The 16,278-nt window shown below is 56.0% G+C and carries 16 protein-coding genes; 11 read left to right on the top strand and 5 right to left on the bottom strand.

What is annotated here, in order from left to right; genetic code table 11:
* Position 1 precedes the first annotated feature (1 nt).
* From lpxB to SERAS12_RS19775, 8 genes are all read left to right on the top strand, one after another.
* On the top strand, positions 2-1,150 hold the full coding sequence (gene lpxB, locus SERAS12_RS19810) for a lipid-A-disaccharide synthase (protein WP_013814264.1): 1,149 nt from the start codon (positions 2-4) through the stop codon (positions 1,148-1,150).
* Positions 1,147-1,740, top strand: a complete 594-nt coding sequence (gene rnhB, locus SERAS12_RS19805) for a ribonuclease HII (RefSeq protein WP_013814263.1) — start codon at positions 1,147-1,149, stop codon at positions 1,738-1,740. The genes lpxB and rnhB overlap by 4 nt, the downstream gene beginning before the upstream one ends.
* Positions 1,741-1,827: 87 nt before the next feature.
* The gene (dnaE, locus tag SERAS12_RS19800) at positions 1,828-5,316 is read left to right on the top strand and encodes a DNA polymerase III subunit alpha (protein WP_013814262.1); all 3,489 of its coding nucleotides are present in this window, start codon (positions 1,828-1,830) and stop codon (positions 5,314-5,316) included.
* Positions 5,317-5,328: 12 nt separating this feature from the next.
* On the top strand, positions 5,329-6,288 hold the full coding sequence (gene accA, locus SERAS12_RS19795) for an acetyl-CoA carboxylase carboxyl transferase subunit alpha (protein ID WP_013814261.1): 960 nt from the start codon (positions 5,329-5,331) through the stop codon (positions 6,286-6,288).
* Positions 6,289-6,463: 175 nt separating this feature from the next.
* The gene (locus SERAS12_RS19790; RefSeq protein WP_013814260.1) at positions 6,464-8,620 is read left to right on the top strand and encodes a lysine decarboxylase LdcC; all 2,157 of its coding nucleotides are present in this window, start codon (positions 6,464-6,466) and stop codon (positions 8,618-8,620) included.
* Positions 8,621-8,731: 111 nt separating this feature from the next.
* On the top strand, positions 8,732-9,121 hold the full coding sequence (locus tag SERAS12_RS19785; protein ID WP_013814259.1) for a VOC family protein: 390 nt from the start codon (positions 8,732-8,734) through the stop codon (positions 9,119-9,121).
* Positions 9,122-9,214: 93 nt separating this feature from the next.
* Complete coding sequence (tilS, locus tag SERAS12_RS19780; RefSeq protein WP_013814257.1) at positions 9,215-10,525, top strand: tRNA lysidine(34) synthetase TilS; 1,311 nt, start codon at positions 9,215-9,217, stop codon at positions 10,523-10,525.
* A 17-nt stretch (positions 10,526-10,542) separates the two neighbouring features.
* Positions 10,543-10,860 (top strand): cytochrome c, encoded by a 318-nt coding sequence (locus SERAS12_RS19775; protein WP_168157929.1) that lies wholly within the window; start codon positions 10,543-10,545, stop codon positions 10,858-10,860.
* 68 nt (positions 10,861-10,928) lie between these two features.
* Here SERAS12_RS19775 and rof read toward each other — a convergent pair whose 3' ends face one another.
* Together rof and SERAS12_RS19765 are read right to left on the bottom strand one after the other, a co-directional pair.
* Positions 10,929-11,186, bottom strand: coding sequence for a Rho-binding antiterminator (gene rof / locus SERAS12_RS19770; RefSeq protein WP_004952197.1), 258 nt, complete (start codon positions 11,184-11,186; stop codon positions 10,929-10,931).
* A complete protein-coding gene (locus SERAS12_RS19765) occupies positions 11,179-11,379 on the bottom strand; it encodes a YaeP family protein (RefSeq protein WP_006318652.1) in 201 nt (66 codons plus the stop codon). Before SERAS12_RS19765 ends, rof begins: the two co-directional genes overlap by 8 nt.
* Positions 11,380-11,594: 215 nt before the next feature.
* Here SERAS12_RS19765 and SERAS12_RS19760 point away from each other — a divergent pair, with 215 nt between their 5' ends.
* Genes SERAS12_RS19760 through nlpE form a run of 3 tightly spaced genes read left to right on the top strand, consistent with a single transcriptional unit; the run spans position 11,595 to position 13,273 of the window.
* A complete protein-coding gene (locus tag SERAS12_RS19760) occupies positions 11,595-12,143 on the top strand; it encodes a YaeQ family protein (RefSeq protein WP_004952190.1) in 549 nt (182 codons plus the stop codon).
* Between the two features lie 3 nt (positions 12,144-12,146).
* On the top strand, positions 12,147-12,560 hold the full coding sequence (arfB, locus tag SERAS12_RS19755) for an alternative ribosome rescue aminoacyl-tRNA hydrolase ArfB (protein WP_004952187.1): 414 nt from the start codon (positions 12,147-12,149) through the stop codon (positions 12,558-12,560).
* 29 nt (positions 12,561-12,589) lie between these two features.
* Positions 12,590-13,273 carry an envelope stress response activation lipoprotein NlpE gene (gene nlpE, locus SERAS12_RS19750; RefSeq protein WP_013814255.1) on the top strand — a complete coding sequence of 228 codons (684 nt, stop codon included), beginning with the start codon at positions 12,590-12,592 and terminating at the stop codon, positions 13,271-13,273.
* Positions 13,274-13,325: 52 nt separating this feature from the next.
* Here the strand turns inward: nlpE and proS are convergent, their stop codons facing one another.
* From proS to rcsF, 3 genes are all read right to left on the bottom strand, one after another.
* Positions 13,326-15,044: a proline--tRNA ligase gene (gene proS, locus SERAS12_RS19745; RefSeq protein ID WP_013814254.1), complete on the bottom strand. Its 1,719-nt coding sequence runs from the start codon at positions 15,042-15,044 to the stop codon at positions 13,326-13,328.
* A 120-nt stretch (positions 15,045-15,164) separates the two neighbouring features.
* Positions 15,165-15,872 carry a tRNA (N6-threonylcarbamoyladenosine(37)-N6)-methyltransferase TrmO gene (gene tsaA / locus SERAS12_RS19740; protein WP_013814253.1) on the bottom strand — a complete coding sequence of 236 codons (708 nt, stop codon included), beginning with the start codon at positions 15,870-15,872 and terminating at the stop codon, positions 15,165-15,167.
* A complete protein-coding gene (gene rcsF / locus SERAS12_RS19735; RefSeq protein ID WP_013814252.1) occupies positions 15,869-16,273 on the bottom strand; it encodes an Rcs stress response system protein RcsF in 405 nt (134 codons plus the stop codon). Before rcsF ends, tsaA begins: the two co-directional genes overlap by 4 nt.
* Positions 16,274-16,278 lie beyond the last annotated feature (5 nt).

Below are 16,278 nucleotides of genomic sequence, written 5' to 3'. Positions count from 1 at the left end.
TATGCAAAATCGTCCATTGACTATCGGATTGGTCGCCGGAGAAACTTCCGGTGATATTCTTGGCGCCGGTTTAATCCGAGCGCTCAAGGCGCAGATCCCCGACGCGCGTTTTGTTGGCGTCGCCGGCCCGCTGATGCAGGCTGAAGGCTGCGAAACCTGGTACGAAATGGAAGAGCTGGCGGTAATGGGCGTGGTGGAAGTGCTTGAGCGCTTGCCACGCCTGTTGAAGATCCGCAAGGATCTTACCCGCCGGTTCAGTGAATTGAAGCCGGACGTGTTTGTCGGCATCGATGCGCCCGACTTCAATATCACGCTGGAAGGCCGTCTCAAGCAGCGCGGCATCCGCACTATCCACTATGTCAGCCCGTCGGTCTGGGCCTGGCGTCAGAAGCGCGTTTTCAAAATTGGCAAAGCCACCGATCTGGTGTTGGCGTTTCTCCCTTTCGAAAAAGCGTTTTACGATCGTTTCAACGTTCCCTGTCGGTTTATTGGCCACACCATGGCCGACGCCATGCCGCTGCAGCCGGACAAACTGGCCGCGCGCGCTACGCTGGGTATAGCCCCGGATGCACGCTGCCTTGCCTTGTTGCCTGGCAGCCGTGGTGCGGAGGTCGAGATGCTGAGCGCTGACTTCCTGAAGACCGCCCAACTGCTTCGCACCCGTTATCCTGAGCTTGAAGTAGTCGTGCCGCTGGTTAACGCCAAACGGCGTGAACAGTTCGAGCGTATCAAGGCTGAGGTGGCACCGGAACTGACCGTTCACCTATTGAACGGCCAGGGACGTGAGGCAATGATCGCCAGCGATGCGGCATTGCTGGCCTCGGGCACCGCAGCGCTGGAGTGTATGCTGGCCAAATGCCCGATGGTGGTGGGTTACCGCATGAAGCCGTTTACCTTCTGGTTGGCGCAGCGGTTGGTGAAGACGCCGTATGTCTCACTGCCTAACCTGCTGGCCGGGCGTGAAATCGTCACCGAACTGTTGCAGCATGACTGTGTGCCGGACAAACTGGCGGCGGCCCTGATGCCGTTGCTGGAAGACAGCCCGCAGACCGAAGATCTGAAACAGACTTTCCTTACCTTGCACCAAAGCATCCGTTGCGGTGCTGATGAACAGGCCGCTCAGGCTGTGTTGGAGCTGGCAAAAGCATGATTGAACCCTTTATCTATCCCGCCGCCACGTTGATTGCCGGTGTGGACGAGGTAGGCCGTGGCCCCTTGGTGGGCGCAGTAGTGACCGCCGCAGTGATCCTCGATCCCACTCGGCCGATTATTGGCCTGGCAGACTCGAAAAAACTCAGTGAAAAACGCCGTCTGGCGCTGTATGACGAAATCGTGGAGAAGGCCTTGTCCTGGAGCCTGGGGCGTGCCGAGCCGGACGAGATCGATCGGTTGAACATCTTGCACGCCACCATGTTGGCCATGCAGCGTGCGGTTGCCGGATTGCATATCGCGCCGGACATGGTATTAATCGACGGTAACCGTTGCCCGAAATTGCCAATGCGCTCGCAGGCGGTGGTGAAGGGTGATAGCCGCGTGGCTGAAATCAGCGCCGCCTCCATTCTGGCGAAGGTGACGCGCGATCGCGAAATGACCGAATTGGATCGCGAGTTCCCGGATTACGGTTTCGCACAACATAAAGGCTATCCGACCGCCTTCCACCTGGAGCGCTTGGCCGTGCTGGGTGCGACAGAACATCATCGCCGCAGCTTTGCCCCGGTAAGAAGGGCGCTGGAGCTGTAATCTGCCGGCCTGGGTATCCGGGCTGGGCGCGCGATAGCGTTAACCCGGGTTCAGCGTGCTGAGCCCCCTAGTTTCAGGTATCTGGATATGGCCGAACCTCGTTTTATTCACCTGCGCGTTCATAGTGACTACTCCATGATTGATGGATTAGCCAAGATCGGGCCGTTGGTGAAAAGAGCCGCCGCGTTAGCCATGCCTGCTTTGGCAATTACCGATTTCACCAACCTGTGCGGGTTGGTCAAGTTCTATGGCAGCGCGCACGGCGCCGGGATCAAACCGATTATCGGCGCGGATTTTCATGTGCAAAGCGAAGTGCTGGGCGATGAGCTGGCGCAGCTCACCGTACTGGCCGCCAATAATGACGGTTATCAAAACCTGACGCTGCTGATTTCCCGCGCTTACCAGCGTGGTTACGGCGCTGCCGGCCCGATTATTGACCGCGACTGGCTGATCGAACACCGTGAGGGATTAATTCTGCTTTCTGGTGCCCGTCAGGGTGACGTCGGCAAGTTTTTGCTGCGCGGTAACCAGCAACAGGTAGATCAGTGCCTGGACTTCTATCAGCAATATTTCCCGGACAGCTATTATCTTGAACTGATCCGTACAGGCCGGCCGGACGAAGAAAACTACCTGCATGCAGCCGTAGCGCTGGCGACCGAACGTGGGTTGCCGGTGGTGGCCACCAACGACGTGCGTTTTCTGGTAGAGGATGATTTTGACGCCCATGAGATCCGCGTCGCCATCCATGACGGTTTCACGCTTGACGATCCCAAACGCCCGCGCAACTACAGCACGCAGCAATATATGCGCAGCGCAGACGAGATGTGCGAGCTGTTTGCCGACATCCCCGAAGCGTTGCTCAACAGCGTTGAAATCGCCAAGCGCTGCAATGTCACCATCCGTCTCGGCGAATACTTCCTGCCGCAGTTCCCGACCGGTGATATGACCACCGAGGATTTCCTGGTACTCAAATCGAAGGAAGGGCTGGAAGAGCGCCTGGAGTTCCTGTTCCCGGATCCGGAAGTGCGCGCACAGCGCCGCCCTGAATACGACGAACGTCTGGATATTGAGCTGAGAGTGATCAACCAGATGGGCTTCCCGGGCTACTTCCTGATCGTAATGGAATTCATCCAGTGGTCGAAAGATAACGACGTGCCGGTAGGGCCGGGACGCGGTTCCGGTGCCGGTTCACTGGTGGCCTATGCGCTGAAAATCACCGATCTTGATCCGCTGGAATTTGATTTGCTGTTCGAACGTTTCCTTAACCCGGAACGTGTTTCGATGCCCGACTTCGACGTCGACTTTTGCATGGAAAAACGCGATCTGGTGATTGAGCACGTGGCGGAGATGTATGGCCGCGAGGCGGTATCTCAGATCATTACCTTCGGCACCATGGCGGCCAAAGCGGTTATTCGCGACGTGGGCCGCGTGCTGGGTCACCCCTATGGTTTCGTCGATCGCATCTCCAAGCTGGTGCCGCCCGATCCGGGCATGACGCTGGAAAAGGCGTTTGCCGCCGAACCGCAACTGCCGGAAATTTACGAGGCTGACGAAGAAGTCAAAGCGCTGATCGACATGGCGCGCAAGCTGGAAGGGGTGACGCGTAACGCCGGTAAGCACGCCGGTGGCGTGGTTATTGCGCCTACCAAGATCACCGACTTCGCGCCGCTGTACTGCGATGCCGAAGGGAATCACCCGGTCACCCAGTTTGACAAGAATGATGTGGAATACGCCGGGCTGGTGAAGTTCGACTTCCTTGGCTTGCGCACCCTGACCATCATCGACTGGGCGCTGGGGATGATCAATGCCCGGCGAGCGAAAAGCGGGCTGGAACCCATTGATATCGCAGCTATTCCGCTCGAAGACAAAAAAAGCTTCGATATGCTGCAGCGCTCGGAAACCACTGCGGTATTCCAGCTCGAATCACGCGGCATGAAGGATCTGATCAAGCGCCTGAAACCCGACTGTTTCGAAGATATGATCGCACTGGTAGCGCTGTTCCGTCCGGGCCCGCTGCAGTCAGGCATGGTGGATAACTTCATCGACCGCAAACACGGCCGCGAAGAGATTTCTTACCCGGATATCCAGTGGCAGCATGAGTCGCTTAAGCCGGTGCTGGAACCGACCTATGGCATCATCCTGTACCAGGAACAGGTCATGCAGATTGCCCAGGTGCTGGCCGGCTATACGCTGGGCGGCGCGGACATGCTGCGTCGTGCGATGGGTAAAAAGAACCCGGTTGAAATGGCCAAGCAGCGCGGCGGTTTCGAAGATGGGGCAAAATCGCGCGGCATCGACGGTGAACTGTCGGTAAAAATCTTCGATCTGGTAGAGAAATTCGCCGGTTACGGCTTTAACAAATCGCACTCTGCCGCCTATGCACTGGTGTCCTACCAGACGCTGTGGTTAAAGGCCCACTATCCGGCCGAGTTTATGGCGGCGGTAATGACCGCCGATATGGACAACACCGACAAGGTCGTGGGGTTGGTGGATGAATGCTGGCGCATGGGCCTGAAAATCCTGCCGCCGGACATTAACAGCGGCCAGTACCATTTCCACGTCAACGATGAAGGCGAGATCGTTTACGGTATCGGCGCGATCAAAGGCGTCGGAGAAGGGCCGATTGAAGCCATTCTCGAAGCGCGAAACAGCGGGGAGCAGGGCTACTTTAAAGACCTGTTCGATCTCTGTGCGCGCTCCGATGTCAAAAAACTCAACCGCCGAATTCTGGAAAAACTGATCATGTCCGGGGCATTCGACCGCCTTGGACCGCATCGCGCCGCGCTGATGAGCTCACTGGGCGACGCGTTGAAAGCAGCCGATCAGCATGCGAAAGCCGAAGCTATCGGCCAGGTGGACATGTTTGGCGTCCTGGCGGAAGCGCCGGAACAAGTGGAGCAATCCTACGCCAATGTGCCCCGCTGGCAGGAGCAGGTGGTGCTGGATGGTGAACGGGAGACGTTGGGGCTATACCTGACCGGCCACCCGATCACCCAGTACCTGAAGGAGATCGAACGTTACGCCGGTGGCCAGCGTTTGAAAGATATGCACCCGACGGATCGGGGCAAAATGACGACCGCCGTTGGGCTGGTGATCGCCTCGCGGGTTATGGTCACCAAGCGCGGTAACCGCATCGGGATTTGTACGCTGGATGACCGTTCAGGCCGTCTGGAAGTGATGTTATTCACCGATGCGTTAGAAAAATACCAGCATTTGTTGGAAAAAGACCGTATCCTGATCGCCAGTGGACAGGTCAGCTTTGATGACTTTAGCGGCGGGCTTAAAATGACGGCCCGCGAACTAATGGACATCAGTGAAGCCCGTGAAAAATACGCTCGTGGGCTTGCTATCTCGCTGACGGACAGGCAAATTGATGACCAGCTTTTGAACCGTCTCCGTCAGTCGTTGGAACCCCATCGCTCGGGGACGATTCCAGTGCATCTTTACTATCAACGGGAAGATGCGCGGGCCAAGCTGCGTTTTGGCGCAACCTGGCGCGTGACGCCCACCGACCGCTTGTTGATAGATTTGCGGACTTTGGTAGGTAATGAGCAGGTGGAACTGGAATTTGACTAATATAGGAATGCTATGAGTCTGAATTTTCTTGATTTTGAACAGCCGATTGCAGAGCTGGAAGCGAAAATTGACTCGCTGACTGCAGTCAGTCGTCAAGACGAAAAATTAGATATTAATCTGGACGAAGAGGTTCAGCGCCTTCGTGAAAAGAGCGTTGAGCTGACGCGCAAGATTTTTTCCGATCTTGGGGCCTGGCAAGTTGCCCAATTGGCACGCCACCCGCGCCGTCCTTATACCCTGGATTATATCAAACACATCTTTACCGACTTCGAAGAGTTGGCTGGCGACCGCGCTTATGCCGATGATAAAGCGATCGTTGGTGGTATTGCGCGCCTGGATGGCCGCCCGGTGATGATCATTGGTCATCAGAAAGGCCGCGAAACCAAAGAGAAAATTCGCCGTAACTTCGGTATGCCGGCACCAGAAGGCTACCGCAAGGCACTGCGTCTGATGGAAATGGCTTCTCGCTTCAAGCTGCCGCTGATCACTTTCATCGACACGCCAGGGGCTTACCCGGGCGTGGGCGCGGAAGAACGCGGCCAGTCTGAGGCCATTGCCCGCAACCTGCGTGAAATGTCTCGCCTGAATATCCCGGTGATCTGCACCGTGATCGGCGAAGGCGGTTCTGGCGGCGCGTTGGCGATCGGCGTTGGCGATAAAGTGAATATGTTGCAGTACAGCACCTATTCGGTGATCTCGCCGGAAGGTTGCGCCTCAATTCTGTGGAAGAGCGCCGACAAAGCGCCGTTAGCCGCAGAGGCGATGGGCATTACTGCACCGCGCCTGAAAGAGCTGAAGCTGGTCGACTCGGTGATCCCGGAACCCTTGGGCTCCGCTCACCGTGACGTCCCGGCGATGGCCGCCTCGTTGAAAGCGCAACTGCTGGCTGACCTGAAAGATCTCGACGGCCTGAACAACGAAGAGTTGCTCAATCGCCGCTACCAGCGCCTGATGAACTACGGCTATTGCTGAGTGTCGTCCCGCGTTGTAAAAAACCGCCTTCGGGCGGTTTTTTTATATCTGATGAAAAAGGCGTTGTTATGCGCAAATTTTTTGCGGAGCGATGCGCAGCATCCCGATGACGGGGTACACACCATCGGATTTTCATGTTGTTATAGAAGTTTGGCGGAACTGACAGGAGCAGCCAATGAATATCATCGCAATCATGAGCCCAACGGGCGTCTATTACAAAGATGAGCCTATTCGTGAGCTGCACACTGCATTGGCTACGATGGGTTTCCAGTTGGTTTACCCGAAGAATGGCGGCGATCTGCTGAAGCTGATCGAGGCCAATGCGCGTATTTGCGGAGTGATTTTCGACTGGGACGACTACAGCCTGGAGCTGTGCAGCGAAATTAACGAGCTGAATGAATATCTACCGCTATATGCGTTTATCAACCAGTATTCCACCTTCGACGTCAGTCTTCATGAAATGCGCATGGTGCTGTATTTCTTTGAGTATGGCTTGAATGCGGCAGATGATATTGCGCAGCGTATCCAGCAATACACCGCAGAATATATCGACACCATTACGCCGCCCTTAACCAAGGCACTATTCAACTACGTGCGCGAGGGCAAATACACCTTTTGCACCCCAGGGCATATGGCCGGCACTGCCTTCCAGAAAAGCCCGGTTGGCTGCCTGTTTTACGATTTTTTCGGTGCGAACACCTTAAAAGCCGACGTCTCCATATCGGTGACCGAACTGGGTTCGCTGCTGGACCATACCGGCCCGCATCTGGAGGCCGAAGAGTATATTGCGCGTACCTTTAACGCCGAGCAGAGCTATCTGGTGACCAACGGCACCTCCACCGCCAACAAGATTGTCGGCATGTATTCGGCCCCGGCAGGCAGCACGGTGTTGATTGACCGCAACTGCCATAAATCGCTGTGTCATCTGCTGATGATGAGCGATATCGTCCCGATCTACCTGCGTCCGCTGCGTAACGCCTACGGCATTCTTGGTGGCATCCCGCAGCATGAATTTACCCATGAGAGCATTGCCGGTCGAGTCGCCGCCACCGCGAATGCCAGTTGGCCGGTACATGCGGTGATTACCAACTCAACCTATGACGGCCTGCTGTATAACACCGATTACATCAAGCAGACGTTGGACGTGCCATCAATCCATTTTGACTCCGCCTGGGTACCCTATACCAACTTCCATCCGATCTACGAAGGCAAGAGCGGCATGAGCGGCGAGCGCACGCCCGGCAAGGTGATCTACGAAACGCAGTCCACGCACAAGCTGCTGGCGGCATTCTCGCAGGCCTCGATGATTCACATTAAAGGCGATTACGACGAAAGCACCTTTAACGAAGCCTATATGATGCATACCACCACTTCGCCGAACTACGGCATTGTGGCGTCGATGGAGACTGCCGCCGCGATGCTGCGCGGCAATCCTGGCCGGCGGTTGATTAACCGCTCGGTAGAGCGTGCATTGCATTTCCGTCGTGAGGTGCAGCGGTTGCGGGAGGAGAGCGATAGCTGGTTCTTCGATATCTGGCAGCCTGAAGAGATCGACGAGGCGCAATGCTGGCCGTTGAACCCGGACGATAATTGGCATGGGTTTGGCAATACCGACAGCGATCACATGTATCTCGATCCGATCAAAGTGACGATCCTGACGCCGGGAATGAACGAACTGGGTACGCTGGAGGGGAGCGGGATCCCGGCGGCGCTGGTGGCGAAATACCTGGACGAGCGCGGCATCGTGGTGGAAAAAACCGGGCCTTATAATCTGCTGTTCCTGTTCAGTATCGGCATTGATAAAACCAAGGCGATGAGCCTGCTGCGTGGCCTGACCGATTTTAAACGCGCTTACGATCTTAATCTGCGGGTGAAGAACATGCTGCCGGATCTGTATGCGGAGGATCCTGATTTCTATCGCAATATGCGCATTCAGGATCTGGCAGCCGGGATCCACCGGTTGATCTGCCTGCACGATCTGCCGCGGCTGATGCTGCGGGCGTTCGACGTGCTGCCGGAAATGAAGCTGACGCCACACCAAATGTTCCAGCAGCAGGTACGTGGCAATGTGGAAACCTGCGAACTGGATCAACTGGTGGGCAAGGTGGCGGCCAATATGATCCTGCCTTATCCACCAGGCGTGCCGTTAGTGATGCCGGGTGAGATGATCACCGAGGAGAGCCGTGCGGTGCTCGATTTCTTGCTGATGCTGTGTTCTATCGGCGAGCGTTATCCCGGCTTTGAAACCGATATCCACGGTGCGAAATTGACCGAGGATGGGCGTTATCTGGTGAAGGTACTGAAAACGCCGCCGCCCGATCTCAACGTTTGAGCTGCTAACCTTAATGACAGCCCCGTTTGTTCTGCGGGGCTTCTTTTTACCGTTGACGTTGCAACCCTCGCCGGATACCGTGCCTCATCAAGCAGACAATGAGGCATTACCATGTTGGCATTACGTCAGGTGCATCACATCGCAGTCATTGGTTCAGACTATGCGGCCAGTAAGCATTTCTACTGCGACATCCTCGGTTTTACCCTATTGGGCGAGTTTTACCGTGAAGAACGAGATTCATGGAAGGCGGATCTGGCGCTCAATGGACAATACAGTATCGAACTGTTCTCCTTTCCGTCACCACCGGCCCGCGTCAGCCGTCCGGAAGCATGTGGCCTGCGCCACCTGGCGTTCAGTGTAGACGACATCGAGCAGGCTATCGCGCATCTGCAAGCCGCTGGGATCGTGTGCGAACCGGTACGCGTCGATCCTTATACCCAGTCCCGTTTTACTTTTTTCAGCGATCCTGATGGATTGCCGCTGGAACTGTATGAACAATGAAGGCTTGCCTGAAGACATCGGGCTGGTTAACGTGCAGTCTTATGGGCGTTATGGTGGCTTCCTGCTGCCTGTCAGGCGATAAACGATAAACCAATGGATACCGATCAACTTTCCGTACAGGTCAGCCGACAATTGGGTACGAAGCGGCATTTGCTGGTGGCATTCAGCGGTGGGCTAGATTCCAGCGTATTGTTGCACCTGCTGGTGGGGCTGCGGCGGCAATGGCCGGACCTGCAGTTGCGCGCAGTGCATGTGCACCACGGCCTGAGCGCTTTTGCCGACGAATGGGCGGCCCACTGCCAACGTCAATGCGCCGCCTGGCAGTTGCCGCTGGTGGTCCAGCATGTGCAGGTGGATGGCAGGCAGGGCGGGATTGAGGCTGCGGCCCGTGCGGCGCGTTACTCGGCCTTTGCCGCTACGCTGGCGGCCGAAGAGGTCTTGCTCACAGCGCAACACCTTGATGACCAATGTGAGACCTTCCTGCTGGCGCTGAAGCGCGGCAGTGGCCCGGCGGGCCTGTCGGCGATGGCAGCTCAGGCATCATTGGGGAATAACCCTTTGCTGCGTCCTTTGCTGGGTATGTCGCGTCTGCAGTTGGAGGACTATGCACAGCAGCATCAGCTCACCTGGATAGAGGACGACAGCAATCAGGATCCGCGTTTCGATCGTAATTTCCTGCGCCTGCAGGTGCTACCGCTGCTGAACCAACGCTGGCCGTATTTTGCTGCCGCGACGGCGCGCAGCGCCAGCCTGTGTGCGGAACAGGAGCAACTGCTGGATGAGCTGCTGGCAGAACAGCTGCACGCGTTGCTTGATGAAGATAATGCCCTGGCGATCGACGGCCTGTTGGGCTGTTCGTCTGCGCGCCGTTTTGCCTTGTTGCGACGTTGGATCGCGCTGTTTGGCGTTACCATGCCTTCACGCGAACAACTCCAGCGGCTGTGGGACGAGGTGGCGCTCTGCCGGGATGACGCCGAGCCGAAGTTGCAGCCGGGGCCCTATCAGATTCGCCGTTTCCGTCGGCGATTATATCTACTGCCGATAATGGCGGATCTGCGCGAAGTCAGCCTGAACTGGTCATTGGCAGAGCCGCTCGAGCTGCCGGATGGATTGGGTAAGCTGAGTAATGGGGAAGGGGACACTTGTCTGCGGGCACCGCAGCCGCAACAGAAGGTAACCGTTCGTTTTGCCGCTCAGGGAAAAATCCGCATCTTTGGCCGAACGCATTCCCGGCCAGTTAAAAAACTGTGGCAGGAGTTGGGCGTGCCGCCGTGGCAGCGCGAACGCACCCCGCTGATCTATTATGATGACCAGCTTATCGCTGCGTTGGGTGTATTTGTCAGCGAAGCCGGTCAGCCGACAGAAGGAGAGCCATCCTGGCGACTGAGTTGGCATAAAAAATAATAATAGTATGAGGAGCAATGATGAAATTTGTGAGCGCAATGGCCGTGGTGTTCGGTTTTTTCAGTCTGTCGGCCATCGCGGCGGGTGACGTGGCCGCAGGGAAGGGCAAATCGGCCAACTGCGTTGCGTGCCACGGCGCGGAGGGGAAGGTGTCGGTGCCGATGTATCCGAATCTGGCCGGCCAAAACGCCATGTATCTGGAGCATGCGCTGCAAGCGTATAAAAAAGGGGAGCGCAACGGCGGTCAGGCTGAAGTGATGAAGGCTTACGTCTCGGCATTGTCTGATGATGATATTGCCGATCTGGCAGCGTACTATGCCAGCCTTAAACCCTAGCCAGCCTGAAGCCATAAATGACGAGGGCAGCCATTGGGCTGCCCTGTTGGGATGGCGTTACCGTTAAATCAATCAGACAGGCTGACGACCACGGTACCGATTTCCGGATGACTGAAACTGAGGATGTGATCCAGACGCAAGCTGAGAGCGTTGCCGGCCTGATCGATAATCAGGTATTCAACACCCTTGGTAAATTTCAGCTCGGTGGCTTTGCCTTCGAGTTTTTCTCCGTCGCGTAACTCCAGCTTCAGAATGTAGTTATGCTGACAGGCGAGTTCCAGGCTTTCATAGTCATCGCAATTGATGGATTGGTACTCATCATTCATCAACATAGTCGCTCACCAATAAGTTAGCGGCGGCAAAGGCCGCCTGTTCCCTAACGGAGGACGGTAGCGCGTTATCCGCAGCAACTTCGTCCAATGCCTTTAACACACATGCTAGCGCATCAGGCACGTAGCCGAGATCCCCACTGCCGATCTCGGCGTAAAAACGGCGTACTAACTCACAGTATTGTTGCACAGTTTCCTCCCTTAAGAACCTCTGCGTCATCGAAGTCCCGTATAGCGATGAGGCCCAGGCTCTCGGAGCTTTACTTAATCCTAGTCGACTATAGCACAGCTGTTGGGGAGTTATTAGCACCTCAGCGCGGCTTTCGCACTGCGCTTTGCCCAGCCGCGCTGGCTGCGGATGGGCCAAATCTAGTACACTGTCGCCTGATAATAATGAGGTCACCCATGGCGCTGAAAGCAACTATTTATAAAGCCACGGTCAATATCGCTGATATGGATCGCCACTTCTACCACGACGCCACGCTCACCCTGGCCCAACATCCTTCCGAAACCGAACAGCGCATGATGCTGCGCTTGCTGGCCTGGATCTGCCACGCCGATGAGCGTCTGGTGTTTACCAAGGGCTTGAGTGCTGAAGATGAGCCGGAAATCTGGCGGCGTAATGACCACAACGGATTGGAAATGTGGATCGAAATGGGCCTGCCCGATGAGAAGCGCATCAGGAAAGCCTGCAACCAGTCACCACGAGTGGTGCTTTACGCCTACGGTGAACGCGCCGGACATGTATGGTGGCAGGGTATCCAGAGCAAAGTGGCAAACCACAAAAACCTAAGCATCCGTTTTCTGGATGATGAACAATTAGGCAAGTTGGCGGCGATGGCCAGCCGCAACATGACGCTGCAAGCCACGCTGCAAGAAGGAACTATCTGGCTTTCTGACGCTCAGAATAGTCTGGAAATCCAGTTTGCCGAGTGGCAACAGGCGCAGGTGTGACCGGTGCTGGAACTGTCAAGAAACGTAGCCATACCGGATAACGAGCTGGAACTGACGGCGATCCGCGCGCAGGGCGCGGGTGGCCAGCACGTGAATAAAACCTCAACGGCTATCCATTTGCGCTTTGACATCCGGGCATCCAGCCTGCCAGAGTATTATAAGGAAAGGCTGCTGGCCCTGAATAATCATTTAATTACCGCCGACGGCGTGGTGATTATTAAAGCGCAGGAATATCGCAGCCAGGAATTAAACCGCGAGGCGGCGCTGGCCAGGCTGGTGGCGTTGATTCAGCAGGCGATGGTGGTGGAAAAAGCGCGCAGAGCGACCAAGCCCACGAAAGGGGCAAAATTACGTCGGCTGGAAGGCAAGGTACGTAAGGGCGCGACAAAAGCGCTGCGTGGCAAAATCCGCACTTAAGGATACATGAACACAGTAGGAGAATAGCTGTGAAGAAAATAACAATAGCCCTGTTTTTAGCGGCAGGGGCACTCTCATTATTGGGATGTAATAATCAGTATCAGCCGAAAGAACAACCTCTTCAGGCGATGCAGCAGAGCTATCAGGGCGTACTGCCTTGCGCTGATTGCAGTGGCCTGGATACAGCGCTATTCCTGGATGAAGACGGCACTTTCATTTTGCAGGAAACCTATCGCGAAACCAAAGACGGGGACCAGAGCTTTGCCGATTATGGCAAATGGGCGCGAACTGCCGATAAGCTGGTACTGACCGACAGCCATGGCGAAAAACGCTATTTCCGCCCGGTAGGCAAGAGCCTGGAAATGTTGGACCAAAGCGGCGCAGTGATCGAGTCCACGCTGAACTACCGCCTGGATCCGGTGGAGAAAGCGTTGCCTAAAACGCCGATGGCGCTCAAAGGCAGCTATACCTACATGGCGGATGCGGCGGTATTCAAAGATTGCGCCACCGGCAAGACTTTCCCGGTAGACAATACTATCGCGTTGGAACAAGGGTATGCCAAGGCGTACAAAACCCCAGGTGAGCCAGTGTTCCTGACCTTGAATGGCCATTTCAGCGTTCAGCCTTCCATGGAGGAAGGGCAGACCGAAAAGGCATTGGTTTCGGACGGCAAGATAGTCTTCGACAAGAACAAGAACTGCGACAGCAAATAGTCGCTATAAAAAAACCCGCCGAGGCGGGTTTTTTACTTTCTGACGCAGCCGTTTAGCGCTTGATCTGTCCCAGCAGGAAATCAACGATTTCGCCGGTTTTAATCATTTGCTTCTCGCCGACACGGCGGTTTTTGTATTCAATCTCTTCGCTATCGAGGTTACGGTCGCCGATGACGATTGAGTGTGGCACGCCAATCAGTTCCATATCCGCGAACATTACGCCTGGGCGCTCTTTACGGTCATCGAGAATAACGTCGATGCCGTGCGAACGCAGGGTGTTGTACAGTTCTTCAGCCAGCGCCTGCACGCGGAAGGATTTGTGCATGTTCATTGGCAGAATAGCCACCTGGAATGGGGCGATGGCGTCCGGCCAGATGATTCCGCGATCGTCATGGTTCTGTTCGATGGCGGCAGCCACTACGCGGGTGACCCCGATGCCGTAGCAACCCATGGTCAGAACCTGGTTACGGCCATCTTCACCCTGAACGGTGGCTTTCATCGCTTCAGAGTATTTGGTGCCGAGCTGGAAGATATGGCCCACTTCGATACCGCGTTTGATCAACAGCGTGCCTTTACCGTCCGGGCTGGCGTCGCCTTCTACCACGTTACGAATATCGGCAACCTGCGGCAGCGGCAGATCGCGCTCCCAGTTAATGCCGAAGTAGTGTTTGCCGTCGATATTAGCGCCGGCGCCAAAATCGCTCATCGCCGCTACGCTGCGATCGGCCACGACAGGAACCTGCAGATTGACCGGGCCGAGGGATCCAGGGCCGGCACCGACGATGGCGCGGATTTCTTCTTCGGTGGCAAAGGTCAACGGAGCGGCTACCTGTGGCAGCTTCTCGGCCTTGATTTCGTTCAGCTCGTGATCGCCGCGTACCAGCAGGGCAACCAGCTTGTGGCCGCTTTCTTTTTCGGCGTGCACCAGCAGCGTCTTGACGGTTTTCTCAATCGGCAGTTGGAATTGCTCTACCAGTTCGGCGATGGTTTTGGCGTTTGGCGTATCCACAATGCGCAGTTCTTCGCTGGCTGCTGCGCGCGGCTGAGCCGGCGCCACTGCTTCCGCCAGTTCGATATTGGCGGCAAAGTCAGAACCGGTAGAGAACACGATATCGTCTTCACCGCTGTCGGCCAGCACCTGGAACTCATGTGATGCGCTACCGCCAATCGAGCCGGTGTCGGCATGAACTGGGCGGAAATCCAGGCCCATACGGCTGAAGATTTTGCTGTAGGCTTCGTACATTGCATCGTAGGTCGCCTGCAGGGATTCCTGCGAAGTATGGAATGAGTAGGCATCTTTCATCAGGAATTCGCGAGAACGCATCACGCCGAAACGGGGGCGCACTTCATCACGGAACTTGGTCTGAATCTGGAAGAAGTTCAATGGCAGCTGTTTGTACGAGCTGATCTCGTTACGGATCAGATCCGTAATCACTTCTTCGTGCGTTGGACCCAGCACAAACGGACGTTCGCCGCGATCGACAAAGCGCAGCAGCTCAGGACCATACTGTTCCCAACGACCGCTTTCCTGCCATAAATCAGCGGGTTGAACCACCGGCATGCAAACTTCAATCGCGTTGGCATTGTTCATTTCTTCGCGGACGATGTTCTCAACCTTTTTCAGAACGCGCAGGCCGGTTGGCAGCCAGGTGTAAAGACCTGAGGCCAGCTTGCGAATCATCCCGGCGCGCAGCATCAGCTGGTGGCTGATCACTTCGGCGTCGGCAGGTGTCTCCTTCAGGGTGGAGAGCAAATATTGGCTAGTACGCATGGTGTTTTGGTTCCGTTAGAACTGCAAATTGCATCGGGCAGCCACAGTGGCGGCCAAAAGTGACAAAAGTGCTTTAGTTTACCAGTGCGAGCGGGTTGTCAAAAGAGAGACGGTGGAATTTTAACGCAGGTCGAGTGACAACACCTCGGTTTGCAGATCCACCACCCGCCAGCGCACGTTGAAATCCAGCAGCCAAACCGCATAATCCCGTTCCGCTTCTTCTCCCTTTCGGTAGGCCGGACGTGGATCCTGGGCCAGTACCTGGGTGATAAAACGCCGCAGTTGCGGATAGCGTTGTTGGTGCTGCTGTAGCTGTTGTTCAGCCTCGGAGGTAAAACGCACTGGCATATCGCCGGCGGGCGCCGTCTGAGCAAATCCGGCGCGGGCCTGAGGTTGGCTTTCGGCAAACGGCAGGTAGGGTTTGATATCCACCACCGGCGTGCCATCAACCAGATCCAGGCTGCCCAGCTCCAGCACCACTTCGCCCCCTTGAACACGCACGCCTTTTAATTCGATTAACGACATGCCGAGCGGATTAGGGCGGAAGGTGGAACGGGTGGCAAAGACGCCCATCCGGGCATTGCCGCCCAAGCGCGGTGGCCGCACGGTGGGGCGCCAGCCGCCTTCCAGGGTTTGATGGAAAATAAACATCACCCACAGATGGCTGAAATCGCTGAGGCCGCGTACTGCTTCCGCCTGATTGTAGGGCGGCAGCAGCAACAACTCACCGCCACCGTCTTCGACTAACCCCGGTTGGCGAGGTACGGCGAACTTTTCTTTATACGGTGAACGGATGGTTCCGATCTGATTGAAGACAAACTCGGTCATTTGGACGAAACGTTAAGCGCTGAACCCTGGCAAATAGCCTGTTGGTAGCAACCTGCAACGCCGCCGACAATCTGACAGTCGTGCAGCAGCACGGCGTTTGCTTTCATGTAAGACGCGCGGATCTGCATGCGTTTACGGGCCGTCGCCAGATTTGGCGGTGAGTCCTGTACGGTGGCCTGGCATGACTCGCCAGAGACTTCACCCAGATCGCGGAAAGGTTTACCCACTAACTCTTCTGCACTTTTATACAGTTTTACCGGCGCTGGACGTGCCGCGGGCGTTGTCTTTGTCGGTGTGGTTACAGTCGGTTTGCTGGTGTTGTTTGTTGAGGAGGGCGCGATACGCTGCGACGAACACCCTGCCAGCGCGAGCGCTAACAAACAGAGAGATAAAACACGCATTGAGA

Origin of the sequence: Serratia sp. AS12, assembly GCF_000214195.1 — a bacterium.
Lineage (GTDB): Bacteria > Pseudomonadota > Gammaproteobacteria > Enterobacterales > Enterobacteriaceae > Serratia > Serratia plymuthica.
Note: the sequence above shows the minus strand (reverse complement) of the source record. Positions and strands in the feature narration are given on the sequence as shown.

Bases quoted from the DNA above. Each gene is read 5' to 3' on its own strand.
- tilS (WP_013814257.1), top strand. From the start codon at position 9,215: ATGGATACCGATCAACTTTCCGTACAGGTCAGCCGACAATTGGGTACG.
- proS (WP_013814254.1), bottom strand. From the start codon at position 15,044: ATGCGTACTAGCCAATATTTGCTCTCCACCCTGAAGGAGACACCTGCC.
- SERAS12_RS19785 (WP_013814259.1), top strand. From the start codon at position 8,732: ATGTTGGCATTACGTCAGGTGCATCACATCGCAGTCATTGGTTCAGAC.
- rcsF (WP_013814252.1), bottom strand. From the start codon at position 16,273: ATGCGTGTTTTATCTCTCTGTTTGTTAGCGCTCGCGCTGGCAGGGTGT.
- rnhB (WP_013814263.1), top strand. From the start codon at position 1,147: ATGATTGAACCCTTTATCTATCCCGCCGCCACGTTGATTGCCGGTGTG.
- SERAS12_RS19790 (WP_013814260.1), top strand. From the start codon at position 6,464: ATGAATATCATCGCAATCATGAGCCCAACGGGCGTCTATTACAAAGAT.
- tsaA (WP_013814253.1), bottom strand. From the start codon at position 15,872: ATGACCGAGTTTGTCTTCAATCAGATCGGAACCATCCGTTCACCGTAT.
- rof (WP_004952197.1), bottom strand. From the start codon at position 11,186: ATGAATGATGAGTACCAATCCATCAATTGCGATGACTATGAAAGCCTG.
- lpxB (WP_013814264.1), top strand. From the start codon at position 2: ATGCAAAATCGTCCATTGACTATCGGATTGGTCGCCGGAGAAACTTCC.
- SERAS12_RS19760 (WP_004952190.1), top strand. From the start codon at position 11,595: ATGGCGCTGAAAGCAACTATTTATAAAGCCACGGTCAATATCGCTGAT.
- accA (WP_013814261.1), top strand. From the start codon at position 5,329: ATGAGTCTGAATTTTCTTGATTTTGAACAGCCGATTGCAGAGCTGGAA.
- dnaE (WP_013814262.1), top strand. From the start codon at position 1,828: ATGGCCGAACCTCGTTTTATTCACCTGCGCGTTCATAGTGACTACTCC.
- SERAS12_RS19775 (WP_168157929.1), top strand. From the start codon at position 10,543: ATGATGAAATTTGTGAGCGCAATGGCCGTGGTGTTCGGTTTTTTCAGT.